This is a genomic window from Enterococcus sp. 12C11_DIV0727 (assembly GCF_002148425.2).
GTDB classification, from domain to species: Bacteria; Bacillota; Bacilli; order Lactobacillales; family Enterococcaceae; genus Enterococcus_L; species Enterococcus_L lemimoniae.
Genome location: NZ_CP147248.1, coordinates 2,015,115 through 2,031,208 on the forward strand (window position 1 = coordinate 2,015,115; position 16,094 = coordinate 2,031,208).

The following is a 16,094-nucleotide window of genomic DNA, read 5'->3' on the forward strand; positions in this document are numbered from 1 at the left end:
ATACTTTATAGTGAAAAAAAGACAGGAGGTATCAAATTATGATGAATGGGATGCTTGAATTAACTGATCGTTTAGGACTGGATTATTATTTTGTTTCTTTAACAACGGAGAAGGGCTCACTTGTCATTCGGAGTTTGAATAACTATTGCAAACCGATCGATAAAGCAGTAGAATTGGCTGAAATAGAAGGTTTGACGTTTGGAGCAGAAGGCGAGCTTGATTTCATTTGTTTTGATTATGAAAAAGAGCATTATCGCTTTATTGATTATGGTAATCACTTACTCCCTTTTTTAAGCAGCATCTTGCGTCCGAACAGCGTTAGTTACTAATTTTGAAAGGAGTCATCTATGGCAAATATACGTGATATTGCCAAGCTTTCAGGCTATTCAGTCACGACTGTTTCACGAGTTTTGAATAATCACCCTTACGTCTCTGAGGAAAAACGAACGAAAATCTTGAAGATCATGCATGATCTTGACTATATCCCAAATGCTAAAGCCCGTGATTTAAGTAGTGGAAAATCAACTCATATCGCGGTGATGATTCCTTATGCTAATCACCCTTATTCTGAAAAAATCGTCAGCGGTATTTTAGGCGCCGCATTCAAGGAAGGATACAAAGTAACCTTACTGCCTACAAATTATGATCCGAATATCGAGAAGCAATATTTAGATGAATTAGCTGCAAAAGCTTGGGATGGTATGATCATTACCTCAAAAAAAATTTCATTTGAAACGATTGCACGTTATTTAAAATACGCACCGATCATTTGCTGTGAAGATACTGGTGACTTTCCAATTTCTTGTGTGTCCATCAAACGTGAAGAATCATATATCGATTTATTTACTAGTTTAAAAAAACAAGGTCATTCTAAGATTGCCTTAACTGTTGGACGATCAGAAACGATTAGTGCCAGTACTGCGTTAGTACTTGAGACCTATCAAACGGTCATAGGAAAATTTGATGAGGTGATGATCGTTAGAAATTGCCGCTCTTTTGAAGATGGTGTAAACGCAGGCATTCATTTTTCTAAGATAAAAGAACTTGATGTGATCGTGACTAATGGCGACGACGTTGCAGCTGGTGTCTTACAGCACATTGACCAAGAAAACGTACAAGTTATTGGTGAAGAAAACTTATTATCTAGCCAACTGCTCGGTTTTTCTACTATTGATCATCATTTAGATCAATGTGGTGCGGCTGCCTTTCACTTGCTATTTGAAAAATCGAACCAGAGTATAGCAATCCCCTATACTTTTATTCAGCGGATATAGGAGTTCCTACCAGCAGAACAATAAAAAAAAACGATACTATACAGCTAGGACAGAAGTTTTTTTACTTCTGTCCCACACCTATAGTATCTTTTTTTTCGTTAAATCATCTTTTATGATACGTTAATGCTTGCTCAATGCAGAAAGTTAGTTCATTGATTGGTAATTCTGTTTCTGGATCAAGAACAATTGCTCGATTCTTGGAAAATTCAAAAATATCACTAAACAATGCTCTGAACTCTTCCACCAACGTTGTTTGACAATGAAAGAAAATCGCAATCTTTTCAGCACCAAAGCGATCGAGCCGGATCGGACTGCCTGATTTACTGACTCTTGTCGCATAAGATGGCTGCTGCCACTTCAAACTTTCTTCTAGCTCACCGACACTAGCCAGTCCTGCAGCGGTATTAAAAATCAACTCTCTTATCTGTAGTAATGGTTTACGATATTCCTTTGGATACTGTTCAAAAACCTTTGCTACATTTATATCAATAATCTCTTTCATTCAATCCCTCTTTTTAGAACTAGTATTTTTTAATTGGAATCCATAATTCACACCGGTAATCCTCGGATTCCATGTTCCCCATTGGATAAAGTTCTACTCTAGGTAGCTCAGTATTCTCAACCAGTCCATTATTGTTCCAAGGTGCGCTCATTTGCATTTTTGATTTCATCAAGGTATTCGGTTCAAACGGTTGCTTGTCATCCAAGGCTGTAACACCTGCTGAAATTGCACCCACACATTCAACTACTGCCCAGTCTGATACTGGAAACTGGATAAGATCTAAACTATCCATCTTAATATCTCTAGGCTTTACACTTGTGCCAATCAGATAGTTAAATGATTCTCGTTGTGCTTTGTTGCTATCAGAAATGCCAAGTAAACATTGAATAGTTCCATCTGTTACAGACATCAACTGATTCATTTTGTTTTCTGTTAAATTTGACCAAAAATGTGATATTTCATAAAAATTTTCATTTTTTTCGATTTTCGGCATTTCTTGTAAATATCCACCAACTGCAAAAGCTGCTTTTTCTTCGATTTTATAATTCATAGTTTCATCTCCATTTACGTGATGACTATAAATTAACATGAGAATGATGACAACATCATGTCATCATTTTTTAAATCACAGATCAGCTGAAGTAAAAACTTCTGATACGTCATCATCTTCTTCTAGTTTATCGATCAAAATTTGTAGTTGCTCTTGTTGCTCAGCCTCAAGTTCGACCAACGTTTGAGGAACCATTGTTAATTCCGCTTGAGCTAAATTATATCCGTCTTTTTCTAAAACATCGCGAACTGCAGTAAAATCTTCCGGTGCTGTATAAATTTCAAATACTTCTTCTGAGGTTTCTAAATCCTCCGCTCCTGCTTCCAACACATTTTCAAACATTGTATCTTCATCCACAGAAAGACCTGAACGCTCGATCGCAATATAGCCTTTACGATCAAACATATAGCTGACCGAACCCGTTTCCCCTAAAGAACCACCATTTCTAGTAAATGCGACTCGGACATTGGTTCCAGTCCGATTGCGATTATCTGTCAAGGCATAGACTAAAATCGCCACACCAGCTGGTCCATAGCCTTCATACGTAATCTCATCATAATGCTCATTTTCACCTGTACTGCTAGCCTTTTTGATTGCACGATCGATATTATCATTAGGCATATTAGCTGCTTTTGCTTTATCCATCACCAGTCTTAAAGCCGCATTCGTCGCTGGATCAGCCCCTCCTACTTTAGCTGCCATATAAATTTCCCTTGATAACTTTTGAAAAATCTTCCCCCGTTTAGCATCCTGCGCATTTTTCCGACCTTGAATATTCTTCCATTTACTGTGACCTGCCATTATTTCTCCTCCTAATTTAAAAGCGGAACAAATCGTTTGATTCTGTAGAAAATTAGGAAATTGACATTGAAACGTTCTTTGTTTCACTGACAATTTATCTATTTTCCTAAGGATTGATTTGTGCAGCTAGATAATTTAAAAGCGTAGCGGGCTCGTTTAGCCTCGACTGAAAAATAGAAAAAATTGACTGTGACGCTTTTTGTCACATTCCATTTTTATCTTTTTTCCGAGAGGCTAGCCCGCGTAGCTAGATAACATTAAAAGCTGAAAGAGCTTGGTCAGCCTTGACAGGAAAATAGGAAAAATTGAGGGTGGCGCTCTTTGCCATAATCGATTTTTATCTTTTTCCCGAGAGGCTAGCCCGTGTAGCTAGACATCCAGTTAGTTACCTTCCATTTTACTATGCTTCTTAATAGTTGCAACCCTTACTCTCATTTATATGATTCGAATCCTATTTAAACAAATCAAGGGAAGACAACACCTTTCAGCAATTGCCTTCCCTTATTTATCTATAATACTATGCAATAATATCTAGACGAAGCTCTACACCACGTAATACTGCCATTTCACCAGTTTTGAATAGAATCGTGCATTCTTCTTGTTCACCGCTTAATAACTGGATATTGATGCATCCTGTATCTGGAAAAACTCGGTAAGCCAACATACCTAAGCTAGCTATTGTTGCAGTATCTCTAGTTTTGACTTGGTTGATAGTCAAAATCTCCATATTCAATCACTCCTTATTTTTTATTATAGAAGGATTTCTTTCGTTTGGCTACAATAGCGGTACAACAGATTCTGGTAATTCTTGCTGTTTGATTTCTTCCCAGTACAAAACATTCTGCCCTTTGACTTCTAATTTTAGGAACTTGCCTGGTGACAGCTGTTTTCCAAATGAAATATATTCCAGTTTTCTTGTGTACCCATTTTTGTTATAACAAGTTTGAATATAAGTAAAATTTTCTATCTTACTGACAGCATCTGGATATTTCCCCTCATACTTAGCTGTCGTCATAGTATATAGTGTATCATTTTTAACGAATGGGTTTAGACGATCGATCACAGCTGCAGCAGTTGATGTATTATTGTATGTATAAATTCTAAGGCCAATAACGCTGAGTATCAAAATAATAATCGTTGTGAATATGGATTTACAGAAACGTTTCATACTGTTTTTCTCCTTCTCTTTTTATCGGTCGTTTCACTCACTTTCCTTATCATAGTTTTTTTACTATTAATTTTCATCCAGCTTGAGACTGATTTTTAGAATAAAATGATAAAAATACCGACTGGATTACTCCAGTCGGTAGGTGGTCTTACTATTTGTTCTTCCTTCAGAGCCCAACTTCTTCTATTTCTTCTTCATCTTTTTGATACCTATCACAATTAGGCAAAGTAATACTGCAGTTAATGCACCAATAGAATCTAACATCACGTCCTGAAATAACGGGGTCCGTCCACCTGTCAACATTTGATGATATTCATCCAAGCCAGCATAACCAGTTGCGGTAAGCCATGCTACAACGCTGATTAAAAGAGGCTGCTTGATTTTCATGTTCAATCCGATAAACCAGCTGCCACCCAATAAAAAGTATGTACCAAAATGAGCACCCTTACGAATAAAAAATTCTATAAACTTAGCATACCCCATTGCTTGAACACTTACTTCACTACCAGCATAACTAAATGAAATTCCTTTCAGCTGTTCTTTAAATGGATGATTGCTTAATAAATTATCCAATAACCCCACTTGTGATTGTTGTTCATATGTTTGGGAAGAGCTATAGAATAATACTGCCATGATCAAAAACGCTACAACTATATAAAAATTACTATTTTTTAACTGTTTTTTCAAATCGTCACCTCTTTTCTTTTATTATAGTAGACTTTTTAAACAAAATAAACAATCACTCAATTTTTCTTATGATATACTAAAAGAAATGAATTTAAGAAAGAAGGAATCGAGTATGACTTATTCACTTATTTGGGATCTAGATAGTATCTTCCCTGGTGGCAGCCACTCTGTGGAATTAGAACAACGATTAACACAACTGAAAGAACAAAGCGCCAGCTATCATCAATTGATCGAGCAATGGACACCAGAAAACGATGCAGATTATCAAAAATTACAAGAGATTTTAGCTTTACATGAAAAAATTTCAGACGGATTTTCACAATGTGGTAGTTTTATCAACGCATTATCTTCAGCTGACACAAAAGACAAGAAAGCCAAAATTTTAGCTGGAGATCTTTTCTCACAATTACCTGCAATTCAGTTAGCAGAAACTATTTTCACAAAAAAATTGACAGAAATTTCTGATGAACATTGGCAAGCATTAATCAGTCTACCTGTTTTTGACTCCATTGCTTTTCGCTTAGGTGAGATTCGTCGTGATGGCATGCAACTCCTATCTGAGCAAGAAGAAAATATCATCAACACCTTATCCTTAGATGGGCTAAATGCTTGGAGCAGCCACTATGATACCATTGTAGCTAGTATTCTGATTCCATTTAAAGAAGGCGATCAAACAACATTACTTTCAGCCGGCCAAGCCTTTAACCGTATGATGAGTGATCCTAACCCAGAAGTCCGTGAAGCACTGTTTATTGCGTGGGAAAAAGCTTGGAGTGACAAAGCACCCTTGTTAGCAGATACATTGAATCATTTAGATGGTTTCCGTTTGAGCGACTACAAACTACATGGTGTGACGGATTTCTTAGAAAAACCATTAAACTATAACCGGATGCAAAAAGAAACCTTAGATGTGATGTGGGCAACCATTCAAAAAAATAAACAACCATTCATCGACTTCTTAACTCGTAAAGCACAGTTATTTGGGAAAGACAAAATGGATTGGCAAGATCAAGATGCGCCGATCATCTTAGGTGACTTAAAAGAAAAAAGCTACAGTTTTGATGAAGCAGCAGCATTTATCTTAGAAAACTTTGAAAAATTTAGTCCAGCCATGGCAACTTTTGCGAAAGGTGCTTTTGAAAAGAGTTGGATCGAAGCCGAAGATCGTCCAGATAAACGCCCAGGTGGCTATTGTACGGAACTTCCCGAAACAAAAGAATCTAGAATCTTTATGACTTTTGGAAATTCGATCAATGAAGTTGCAACATTAGCACACGAGTTAGGTCATGCGTTCCACAGCAGCGTGATGTGGGATCTCCCTGCACTTGACCGAGAATATGCAATGAACGTTGCTGAAACAGCTAGTACGTTTGCAGAATTGATTGTAGCAGATGCTACCTTGAAAAAAGCAGAGACACCAGAGGAAAAAATAAATTTATTGGATATCAAAATGCAAAATGCCATTGCCATGTTTATGAATATCCATTCTCGTTTTATTTTTGAAAATAATTTTTATGAAGCACGTCAAAATGGACTTTTAAGTGAAGATGAAATCACCGAACTAATGCTAGAAGCACAAAAAGAAAGTTATCAAGATAGTTTGGGAACTTACCATCCTCATTTCTGGGCAAGTAAACTTCATTTCTTTATTGATGATGTTCCATTTTATAATTTCCCTTATACATTTGGCTATTTGTTTAGTATGGGGATCTACGCTTATGCAAATCAACAAGGTAGCGGTTTTGAAGGTCAATATATCGCGTTACTTCGAGATACAGCATCCATGACTTCTGAAGATTTGGCTAAAAAACATTTAGATGTAGACCTAACAAAACCTGATTTTTGGCAAGCTGGGATCGATCAAGTAATTAAAGATGTAAATGAATTTTTAGAGTTGACTGAAGATTATATTAAATAAAAATAGAAAGAACTCAGTTCAAGGTAGAAAATACTTTGAATCGAGTTCTTTCTATTTCTTTTTACAAAAAAAAGAACCAGACATCAGTCTGATTCTTAAATTATTAGATTTAATTTGATTACATGCGTACAGCGAAACTTGGTGTGAATGAACCAACATTGCTATATTGAACACCTGTACTTGGATCACCTGCATGAATATAACCACCACCACCTGTAGCAATTGCTACGTGGTAAGAAGCACCTGGGCTACCCCAGAAGTATAAATCTCCAGCTTGAGCTTCCGCTACAGAAATACGTGTACCAGCACTTTCTTGTGCAACTGTATAACCACCAACGTTGCGGCCAGTTGAATTCATAAATGCATAGTAGACTAAACCAGAACAGTCAAAGCTATTTGGACCTTTAGCACCCCATACATATGGTTTACCAACTTGTGCTGCTGCGATAGAAATTGCAGAACCGCCAGTTGATGGTGGTAGTGGAGTTGGGTCTGGGATTGGATCTGGTTTAACAGGATCTGGAGTTGGTGTCGGATCAACTGTTCCGTCGCCTCCACCGTTATTATTAACAGGAGGTGTTACCACTTCAGTATTGTTATTATTATTTGTTGAGCTACCAATAGTTGCTGATTCTTCAGTTGATGAAGCAGTTGTAGTACTTGGTTTTGTTGCTTTAGCAGCTGCAGCTTCTTCAGAAGCTTTTTTAGCATTTGCTGCTACTACTTTTGCTTGTTCTGCAATACGTGCTTGTTCTGCAATTGCAGCATCTTTTTCTTTTACTAAGCTAGCTTTTTGATCTTCAGCAGTTGCTCTTTCAGCAGCCAATGTTGTTTGTAATACATTCAAATCAGCTTCTGCTTTAACAAGATCGCCTTTTTGAGCTTCAAGTTCTACTTGATTATCTTGTAATTCTTGTAATTTTTCTTCATTTTCAGTTTTCTTTGTTTCTACTGCTTTTTTATCTTCTTGTTGTTGTTTCACTAAGTTATTGTTTGCATTAACAATCGTAGACATAGCTGTTACACGAGTAATAGCATCAGATACTGATTTTGCGTTCAATAATGCATCCATGTAGCTTGAGCTACCGCCATTAACTTGTACGTCACGTGCTTGGTTTTGGATAGCAACTTCACGTTTTTCAATACGTTTTGTTAATTGTGTAATTTCTTTTTCTAAGTTAGTCGATGTTGTTCTTAATTTGCCTTGTTCAGCTAATAAAGTTTCTGCTTTTTCATTAATAGAAGCTACTTGATCTTGCACCGCAGCCACTTGACTTTGAGCGTCAGCTTCTTTAGATTTCAATCCTGAAATCGCTTGGTCTTTTTGTTGAATTTTTGAATCCACTTCATCTGCTGATGCGATTGCTGGTAATGCTACAGATGTAAGAACTAATGAGCAAGTCATTAATAATGGCAATATACTTTTCTTCACTATTCATTCCTCCGACTTTTTACTTATCATATAATGGTTCATCTTTTGAGTAATTTTCATTCTATATTGACAACGAAATCATTGTATCATAATCACATGTCATACATATAAAAATAATGTTACAGGAGTATTTCATTTTTGAAAGTTAAACATGACGACTGGAATAGAGACTATTTATACCCTATGTACTTACTAAAACAATTCTTTCAACTCTATTTCTGATTTATTCAACGATCTGTGATCAAAAAAGATATGAACAACTACACCGATTCTTATACCTTACTTTATTAGACAATATAATACAAATAATCCCCATCGACAAAACTAAAAATGGTTTTGTCGATGAGGATGTTTTTTTTAATTGGTTTATCCTGGGAAACGCCAGACAACTGCTCTAAAGTTTGCAGCATATGGACTTGGTGTCCAACCTGTAGTTGTCGATACATAACCTGATCCTGCTGGGTTATTTGATTCCACAATTTGAACTGAACTGCCGTTAACACCAACGACTAGAACTGTATGAACACCATCTAACCATGCATCTGGACTAAGTGCGTTCTCGTATTGAACCACATCTCCAACTTGAACATCAGACCATGATACCTGAACTGCTCCTGATTGTGTATACCCACTATGCGGGCCACCTGGTGAGAATCTGACACCGGCTGCATTCAGCCAATTTTGTACAGCTACGATACATTCACCACTTTGTCCCCAACCTGTTGGGTTTGTCTGACCAACAGCATTCAAGGCAATTTGAGCCGCTCTTTTCTTCGCTTCTGACACGCCGCCGGTCCCAATGCTGCTACCGCCGCCAGTGTTATTATCGCTAGGTTTTTCAGGTGTTGGTGCAACAGGTGTTGTACTTGTTGTTCCATTTTCTTCTACAACATTTGTTTTGGCAAGACCTGGATTTGATGCTTGTGCTTCTGCAAGTTTTACAGCGGCTTCAGCTTCAGCTTTTCTTTGCGCTTCTGCTTGTTTCACTTGTTTTGCTTGCTCTTCTTCTAGTTTCTTTTGAGCAGCTGCTTTTTGTTCAACGTATTCAGATTTTTTGCCTTCTTCTGTTGAACGTTGCGCTTCTAAATCATTTTTTGCAATCTCTTGCTCAATTTTTAAAGTATCTAACGAAGCTTGCTTATCTGTTAATTCTTTTGTTGAAGTTTCTAGAACAGAAATTTGTGTTTCAACGGTTTTAGTCTTTTTCTCTACTTCTTTTTTATCAGAGTTTTGTTGCTCTAATAGATCATTGTTGGCTTTAACCAATGTAGAAATCCCTTGTACACGACTAATTGCATCTGAAATTGATTCAGAATTAAGAATAACGTCTAAATAACTAGTACTCGTTCCACTAACCTGAACATCGCGAGCTTGGTTACGCATTTGAACTTCTCTTTTTTGAATACGAACATTTAAATCAGAAATTTCACCATATAATGTTGTGATTTCATCTTTAAGTGTTTTTTTCTTATCGGTCAATTCATCGATTTTTGTTGCTGTACTCAACATGTCAGCTTCGATTGCGGCTAGTTTAGTTGCAGCTTCTGATTCTTTCGTTTTTAGTCCGTTGATGATTTCATCTTGTTGTTCGATCTTTGTATCATAGTCATCTGCCACTGCAGCTATTGGCAAAGCAGCTGCGCTAAGAGTAATCGAACAGACCATCAATGCTGATAATATACTTTTTTTCACGCTTAAGTCCTCCGGTGTTTACTTTTATGTATTTTATAATTGCTGAGTATTGTTTCAGTCATAGTTTCATTGACAACGAGCTAATTGTACCATAGCAGTATGACATACAGATAAACAGGATATTACAAAATTGTTTCATGTAAGCTAATTAAATAACGCTTGTAACTAGCGCCAATCCGGTTTAACTATAGGTTTTACTAGTGAAGACTGTAATATTACACTCTAACTCCAGCTATAGAAAAAAGACTATTCATTCACGAATAATCTCTTTAATGGATAAGAAAAAATAACAAATATCAACATATTAAAAAGTAAGGTTGGTCCTAAAACTTTTGTGATAAATAATAGTGGAGCAACGTTTGATAGATGAAAAACAATTTGAAGTCCTACTGCAATTAGTTCATACGTCGTTACAAAAATAATCATTCCGAAAAACGCAGTTAGTAAATTCGTATGAACTACTCTCTGGAAACGATACATCATCATAACAGTTGCTGCTAGTGCTACTGTATAAATCCCTATAATGCCAATATAATAACTATCACAGATCATACCCAAGACTAACGTCGTAATCAACAGGTAACGTTTCGATAAATTGGGAACTGCCATCAAAAATGCTAATAACATAAGATGCGCATTCGCAAAATAAACGTTATCCGTTAAATTTATGGCAGCCTGAGTCAATTGACCATCAATCAGCATAAGTAAAAAGAAAACCACAGGCGCATAGTATCTAACATTTTCTTTACGTATCATTTATTCATCATTCCCCCGCTCCAGCTAGTCGCTTGATGATCGTCACAACGGGAATCCCATACATATCAGCATAAGGTTTAACATACACTTCACGGTCTAGGCCATAGCTATCTGGTTTAACTTTTTGAACCACACCAACTGGCAAGTTTGCTGGAGAGTTTTGACCCAACCCAGATGTTTGAACGATATCGCCTTCTTTGATATCCATATCTCCTACTAATTGACTGATGATCAACGTATTTTCCTTATCATCATAATTCTTCAATAATCCATAAGAATCGCCTTTTTCAGAATTGATTTGGACTGGGAAATGATTTGAATTTTGATTTTTAGACGTTAATAGTTCTACTTTCGATGATGTCGCATTGACTTCAACGACACGTCCAATCAACCCTTTTTGCGCCATCACGGCCATATTCGGCTCGATCCCATCATTTGATCCACGATCAACAATCAGGAGATCTTGCCACATATCAGGAGAACGTGACACAACAGTTGCTGTCACTTTTTCATAATTGCCTAACGTCTCGTTTAACGCTAATTCTTTCTTCAACGTTTCATTTTCTTTTTTTAAATTATCATTTTGAATCGATAACTCACCATAACCATCGATCCGCTCTTTTAAGCGCACATTTTCATCATACGTGTTAAATAATGTACTGATCGATGAGACTCCGCTACCGATCACATTCGCTGGAAATGAAATGACCTTATCGACAAAACTTACACTGTCGTTGACTGCAGATTGACCTAGATTGCTCTTCCCATCGTTTGCTCTATGAGCTGCGGTCAAACTAATGATAGTAACCACGATGATCACTACGATTAACGTGATAATTATATTTTTATTTGGATTAAATTTTTTCACATCGACACCCCGAATAATCTTTAGACTGATAGCAATAATTTTACCACTAATTAGAAGCAAACAAAAGAGCTGTGGTGTCTCTTTACTTAATTTTATTAAATAAAATCATTTTTACAAAAAAGCAGAGTAAGCCAAATGCCTTACTCTGCTTAAAACATGTAAACTAAAGCAACAATCGATTGCTTATTTTTCTTTATTTTCTTCTGTCAACAACGCTTTACGTGAAACGTTCACACGGCCTTGTTTATCGATTTCCATAACTTTTACAAGTACTTCATCGCCAAGTTTCACAACATCTTCGACATTGTTGACACGTTCATTGGCTAATTGAGAAATGTGAACTAGACCATCTTTTCCTTTGATCAAGTTAACAAATGCACCGAATTTTTCGATACGAACGACTTTACCTAAGTAAACTTGTCCAACTTCAACTTCTTTTGTCAACTCTTCAATGATCTTGATCGCTTTTTTGATCATATCTGCATCAGCAGAAGCAATACTTACATTACCTTCTTGATCGATATCAATCTTAACGCCTGTTTCATCGATAATGCCGTTGATTGTTTCTCCGCCTTTACCGATCACATCTTTGATTTTGGCTGGAGCGATTTGGATCATTTCGATCTTAGGTGCATATTTACTTAACTCTGGACGAGGTTCAGCTAATGTTGATGTCAATTCAGCAAGAATTTCCATACGAGCTTTTTTCGCTTGAGTCAATGCTTCTGTTAGGATTTGTTCCGTAATTCCTTGGATTTTGATATCCATTTGTAGTGCTGTGATTCCGTCGCGCGTTCCGGCAACTTTAAAGTCCATGTCTCCTAGATGATCTTCTAAGCCTTGGATATCTGTTAAAATCGTATAGTTTTCTCCATCACTGACAAGTCCCATTGCGATGCCGGCAACTGGTGCTTTGATTGGCACACCAGCATCCATCAAGGCTAAAATACCTGCACAGATACTTGCTTGTGAAGATGAACCATTTGATTCTAAAACCTCTGATACTACACGGATCATGTAAGGGAAATCTGCTTCCTCAGGAATAATTTGCGCCATCGCACGTTCACCTAAAGCACCGTGACCGATTTCACGACGACCAGGAGAGCCTGCACGACCTGTTGAACCAACAGAGAATTGCGGGAAATTATAGTGATGGATGAAACGTTTGCTGTCTTCCACTCCTAAACCATCAATAATTTGATGTTCGCCAAGTGGTGCTAATGTCACAACTGACAATGCTTGTGTTTGTCCACGAGTGAATAAGCCAGAGCCGTGAACACGTGGTAAAATACCAACTTCTGAAGCCAATGGACGGATTTCGTCTAATTTACGACCATCAGGACGGATTTTATCTATCGTGATCAATTCACGAACAACATCTTTTTCTAGATCTTCTGCAATTTGTTTTACTTCTTTAGCTACTTGTGCTTCCTCTTCATGACCAGCAAATTTTTCAGCGTACGCTTCTTTTAATTGACCTTTGATTGCATCGATATTAACTTCACGAGCTAATTTTTCTTCTGTCATCACAGCTTCTTTCATTGGAGCATAATAAGCTGCAAAGATTTCTTTTTTCAAATCAGCATCGACCTGTAATAATTTGATTTCCATTTTTTCTTTACCGACTGCGGCAACGATTTCTTCTTGGAATGCCACTAATTCTTTGATTGCATCAAACCCGAAAAGTAACGCACCAAGCATGTCTTCTTCTGAAACTTCTTTAGCACCACTTTCAACCATGTTGATTGCTTTTTTCGTTCCAGCAACCGTTAACTCGATATCTGTTTTTTCAGACTGTTCAACGGTTGGATTTAATACATATTCTCCATCCACACGACCAACATCAACACCTGCAATTGGTCCGTCAAATGGAATATCTGAAATAGCTAAAGCCAGAGATGAACCAAACATTGCAGCCATTTCTGGTGTACAATCTTGTTCCACGCTCATTACTGTATTGGTGATTTGAACTTCATTACGGAAACCTTCAGCAAACATTGGACGGATCGGACGGTCGATCAAACGAGCTGTTAGTGTTGCACGTTCACTCGGACGACCTTCACGTTTAATAAATCCACCAGGAATTTTCCCTACTGAGTACATTTTTTCTTCATAGTTAACAGTCAATGGAAAGAAATCAAAATCTCTCGCATCTTTTGAAGCGACTGCAGCTGTTAATACTACAGTATCCCCATAACGAACTAATACTGCACCGTTTGCTTGTTTGGCTAATTGACCAATCTCAACTTGTAAAGGGCGTCCGCCCCAAGTTGTTTTAAACACTTGTTTTTCTGTCATGTCTTTGTTCTCCTTTGTTCTTCGGAAAAGTCAGACTACTACTAAACAAATGAAAAGATTCAAAAAAGTTGAGTCCTTTTATTTGGTTAGTAGATTCGATTCAAACTTTCCAAAGAAACTTATTTTTTAGTAATTTAAGGCTACTTTACCTTTGTCGTTTTTGAATAAGCTAAAAAGCGAGGTTCGTTAAGAATCTCGCTTTTCCTTTTTTGATTAACGACGTAATCCTAAACGTTCGATCAATACGCGGTAACGTTGGATGTCAGTCTTACGTAAGTAAGCTAACAAGTTACGACGGTGACCAATTTTTTTCATTAGTCCACGGTAAGAATGATGATCTTTTTTGTGAACGCGAGCGTGTTCATTCAAGTGATTGATATCAGCAGTTAATACAGCAATCTGTACTTCTGGTGAACCAGTATCTCCTTCATGACGAGCGTATTCGCTAATGATTTCGTTTTTCTTTTCTTTTGACATTGCCATGTTTTTCACCTCTTCTTTAATAGTCATCTTCCTACTGAGTAATGCGTTGGTGATTCGCACAACCAAGTAAAAGACGGTATGTTTCCATACATTTATACTTTACAGGAAAGTTGTTTCTTAGTCAATAAGTAGTGATTGATTCTCGTTAAAATACTAAATTAGTTTCTCTTGTATCTGCTATATCAAATAAAAAAATGTGTTTTTCAAATTATTATATCGCTGAAGATATGCTTAATGAACGCAATGATTCGTCTACTTTTTCTGCAGCTAGTCGTCCCTCTCGAACTGCCCAAATCACTAAACTTGGGCCTCTTTTAGCATCTCCAGCGACTAAGACACGTTCATTATTCGTTGTGTAGTCATCATAGATTTTATGAACATCGAATGCATCAAATAACGTTGTTTCTGCTCCTAAAAAACCCATTGCCAATAGAACTAAATCGGCCTTTAATGTTTCTTGCGTCCCATCAATTGGCTGAAAGGATTGATTTACTTTGACAACCTCAATAGCGGCAATACTCCCACATTCTGCACCAATAAACCTAGTTGTTGATGTTTGATGTTTGATAATCGAATTTTTGTAAACAGCTAAGGCTTCCTCTTGACCATAACCAGTCCTTTTCGTCATTGGATATTCCGGCCAAGGATTATTGTTGTCACGGCTTATAGGCAATTCTGGGGTAATCTCCAATTGTGTTACTGAAGCAGCTCCTTGACGCACAGCTGAACCGATGCAATCATTTCCAGTGTCTCCACCACCAATAACGATCACATGCTTACCTTCTAGTTCTCGATTTGTTGTTTTTTTACCATATTGTAATACCTCTTTAGTCACCTCAGTCAAATAATCAACAGCTAATTTGACTCCATTAAGCTCACGTCCTTCAATTTCCAGCTCTCTTGGCATACTAGCACCTGTAGCTAAAATCACACGATCAAAACGCGCTTCTAACTCTTCTGGCATAATGTCTCGTCCAATTTCTATATTTGCAATAAACGTTACACCTAGATCAGCCATCAAATCAATGCGACGTTGTACAATGCCTTTGTCTAATTTCATATTGGGAATTCCATACATCAACAGACCTCCGAAACGATCGCTTCGCTCGTAAACAGTCACGTCATGCCCTAACTGATTCAAACGCCATGCAGCCGATAATCCTGCTGGACCACTCCCAATAATTGCGACTTTAAAACCTGTGGACTTGCCTGGATGCCCTGATGCTTTTACCCAATCATTTTCAAACGCTGTATCGATGATAAAGCGTTCGTTATCATGGATAGCAACTCCTTCACCGTTTAAAGATTCCGTACAACTTTTTTCACAAGGGGCCGGGCAGACACGTCCCGTCATTTCAGGCAGTGGATTCGTTTTTGCCAATCGTTCAAATGCTGCCTGATATCTTCCTTGAAAGACTAAATCGTTCCATTCAGGAATTAAATTGTCATTAGGGCAACCAGATACTGCCCTCTTTCCTCCATAAAAAGTTCCTGAATGACAAAATGGAATCCCACAATCCATACAACGTGCAGCTTGTTCTTGTCGATCTTTTTCAGAAAGTGGTATTTGTAATTCCTGCCAATCATAAATTCGTTCGCTAATCTCGCGATAAGGATTTTCTTTCTTTGGATACTTTAAAAAACCAAATGGATCTGCCATATGAA

The 16,094-nt window shown here is 37.3% G+C and carries 16 protein-coding genes; 3 read left to right on the top strand and 13 right to left on the bottom strand.

Annotated elements, in window-relative coordinates:
• The first annotated feature begins 38 nt into the window (after positions 1–38).
• Together A5866_RS09670 and A5866_RS09675 are read left to right on the top strand one after the other, a co-directional pair.
• Positions 39–329, top strand: a complete 291-nt coding sequence (locus A5866_RS09670) for a hypothetical protein (protein WP_086443671.1) — start codon at positions 39–41, stop codon at positions 327–329.
• A gap of 18 nt (positions 330–347) precedes the next feature.
• Complete coding sequence (locus A5866_RS09675) at positions 348–1,274, top strand: LacI family DNA-binding transcriptional regulator (RefSeq protein ID WP_086443670.1); 927 nt, start codon at positions 348–350, stop codon at positions 1,272–1,274.
• Between the two features lie 103 nt (positions 1,275–1,377).
• Here the strand turns inward: A5866_RS09675 and A5866_RS09680 are convergent, their stop codons facing one another.
• From A5866_RS09680 to A5866_RS09705, 6 genes are all read right to left on the bottom strand, one after another.
• Positions 1,378–1,776 (bottom strand): DUF1801 domain-containing protein, encoded by a 399-nt coding sequence (locus A5866_RS09680; protein ID WP_086278094.1) that lies wholly within the window; start codon positions 1,774–1,776, stop codon positions 1,378–1,380.
• A gap of 19 nt (positions 1,777–1,795) precedes the next feature.
• Entirely contained in the window at positions 1,796–2,326 is a 531-nt protein-coding gene (locus A5866_RS09685; protein ID WP_086443669.1) for a GyrI-like domain-containing protein, read from the bottom strand.
• Positions 2,327–2,401: 75 nt separating this feature from the next.
• Positions 2,402–3,127 carry a YebC/PmpR family DNA-binding transcriptional regulator gene (locus A5866_RS09690; protein WP_086443668.1) on the bottom strand — a complete coding sequence of 242 codons (726 nt, stop codon included), beginning with the start codon at positions 3,125–3,127 and terminating at the stop codon, positions 2,402–2,404.
• A gap of 517 nt (positions 3,128–3,644) precedes the next feature.
• Positions 3,645–3,854 carry a hypothetical protein gene (locus A5866_RS09695; protein ID WP_086443667.1) on the bottom strand — a complete coding sequence of 70 codons (210 nt, stop codon included), beginning with the start codon at positions 3,852–3,854 and terminating at the stop codon, positions 3,645–3,647.
• Between the two features lie 48 nt (positions 3,855–3,902).
• Positions 3,903–4,295: a YxeA family protein gene (locus A5866_RS09700; RefSeq protein WP_086443666.1), complete on the bottom strand. Its 393-nt coding sequence runs from the start codon at positions 4,293–4,295 to the stop codon at positions 3,903–3,905.
• Between the two features lie 183 nt (positions 4,296–4,478).
• Positions 4,479–4,982 carry a VanZ family protein gene (locus tag A5866_RS09705; protein ID WP_086443665.1) on the bottom strand — a complete coding sequence of 168 codons (504 nt, stop codon included), beginning with the start codon at positions 4,980–4,982 and terminating at the stop codon, positions 4,479–4,481.
• A 112-nt stretch (positions 4,983–5,094) separates the two neighbouring features.
• Here A5866_RS09705 and A5866_RS09710 point away from each other — a divergent pair, with 112 nt between their 5' ends.
• Positions 5,095–6,900, top strand: a complete 1,806-nt coding sequence (locus A5866_RS09710; protein ID WP_086443664.1) for a M3 family oligoendopeptidase — start codon at positions 5,095–5,097, stop codon at positions 6,898–6,900.
• A 118-nt stretch (positions 6,901–7,018) separates the two neighbouring features.
• Here the strand turns inward: A5866_RS09710 and A5866_RS09715 are convergent, their stop codons facing one another.
• From A5866_RS09715 to A5866_RS09745, 7 genes are all read right to left on the bottom strand, one after another.
• The gene (locus A5866_RS09715; protein ID WP_086443663.1) at positions 7,019–8,332 is read right to left on the bottom strand and encodes a coiled-coil domain-containing protein; all 1,314 of its coding nucleotides are present in this window, start codon (positions 8,330–8,332) and stop codon (positions 7,019–7,021) included.
• Positions 8,333–8,698: 366 nt separating this feature from the next.
• Positions 8,699–10,024 carry a coiled-coil domain-containing protein gene (locus A5866_RS09720; protein WP_086278082.1) on the bottom strand — a complete coding sequence of 442 codons (1,326 nt, stop codon included), beginning with the start codon at positions 10,022–10,024 and terminating at the stop codon, positions 8,699–8,701.
• Positions 10,025–10,270: 246 nt separating this feature from the next.
• The gene (gene mreD, locus A5866_RS09725; protein ID WP_086443662.1) at positions 10,271–10,780 is read right to left on the bottom strand and encodes a rod shape-determining protein MreD; all 510 of its coding nucleotides are present in this window, start codon (positions 10,778–10,780) and stop codon (positions 10,271–10,273) included.
• A 7-nt stretch (positions 10,781–10,787) separates the two neighbouring features.
• Complete coding sequence (gene mreC / locus A5866_RS09730; RefSeq protein ID WP_176271382.1) at positions 10,788–11,648, bottom strand: rod shape-determining protein MreC; 861 nt, start codon at positions 11,646–11,648, stop codon at positions 10,788–10,790.
• Positions 11,649–11,831: 183 nt separating this feature from the next.
• A complete protein-coding gene (pnp, locus tag A5866_RS09735) occupies positions 11,832–13,946 on the bottom strand; it encodes a polyribonucleotide nucleotidyltransferase (protein WP_086443661.1) in 2,115 nt (704 codons plus the stop codon).
• Positions 13,947–14,159: 213 nt separating this feature from the next.
• Positions 14,160–14,429 (bottom strand): 30S ribosomal protein S15, encoded by a 270-nt coding sequence (rpsO, locus tag A5866_RS09740; protein ID WP_010770485.1) that lies wholly within the window; start codon positions 14,427–14,429, stop codon positions 14,160–14,162.
• Between the two features lie 211 nt (positions 14,430–14,640).
• Complete coding sequence (locus A5866_RS09745) at positions 14,641–16,089, bottom strand: glutamate synthase subunit beta (RefSeq protein ID WP_086443660.1); 1,449 nt, start codon at positions 16,087–16,089, stop codon at positions 14,641–14,643.
• Positions 16,090–16,094: the final 5 nt, after the last annotated feature.

Bases quoted from the DNA above. Each gene is read 5' to 3' on its own strand.
- A5866_RS09680 (WP_086278094.1), bottom strand. From the start codon at position 1,776: ATGAAAGAGATTATTGATATAAATGTAGCAAAGGTTTTTGAACAGTAT.
- A5866_RS09690 (WP_086443668.1), bottom strand. From the start codon at position 3,127: ATGGCAGGTCACAGTAAATGGAAGAATATTCAAGGTCGGAAAAATGCG.
- A5866_RS09675 (WP_086443670.1), top strand. From the start codon at position 348: ATGGCAAATATACGTGATATTGCCAAGCTTTCAGGCTATTCAGTCACG.
- A5866_RS09670 (WP_086443671.1), top strand. From the start codon at position 39: ATGATGAATGGGATGCTTGAATTAACTGATCGTTTAGGACTGGATTAT.
- mreD (WP_086443662.1), bottom strand. From the start codon at position 10,780: ATGATACGTAAAGAAAATGTTAGATACTATGCGCCTGTGGTTTTCTTT.
- A5866_RS09700 (WP_086443666.1), bottom strand. From the start codon at position 4,295: ATGAAACGTTTCTGTAAATCCATATTCACAACGATTATTATTTTGATA.
- A5866_RS09685 (WP_086443669.1), bottom strand. From the start codon at position 2,326: ATGAATTATAAAATCGAAGAAAAAGCAGCTTTTGCAGTTGGTGGATAT.
- A5866_RS09745 (WP_086443660.1), bottom strand. From the start codon at position 16,089: ATGGCAGATCCATTTGGTTTTTTAAAGTATCCAAAGAAAGAAAATCCT.
- A5866_RS09695 (WP_086443667.1), bottom strand. From the start codon at position 3,854: ATGGAGATTTTGACTATCAACCAAGTCAAAACTAGAGATACTGCAACA.
- A5866_RS09710 (WP_086443664.1), top strand. From the start codon at position 5,095: ATGACTTATTCACTTATTTGGGATCTAGATAGTATCTTCCCTGGTGGC.
- rpsO (WP_010770485.1), bottom strand. From the start codon at position 14,429: ATGGCAATGTCAAAAGAAAAGAAAAACGAAATCATTAGCGAATACGCT.
- pnp (WP_086443661.1), bottom strand. From the start codon at position 13,946: ATGACAGAAAAACAAGTGTTTAAAACAACTTGGGGCGGACGCCCTTTA.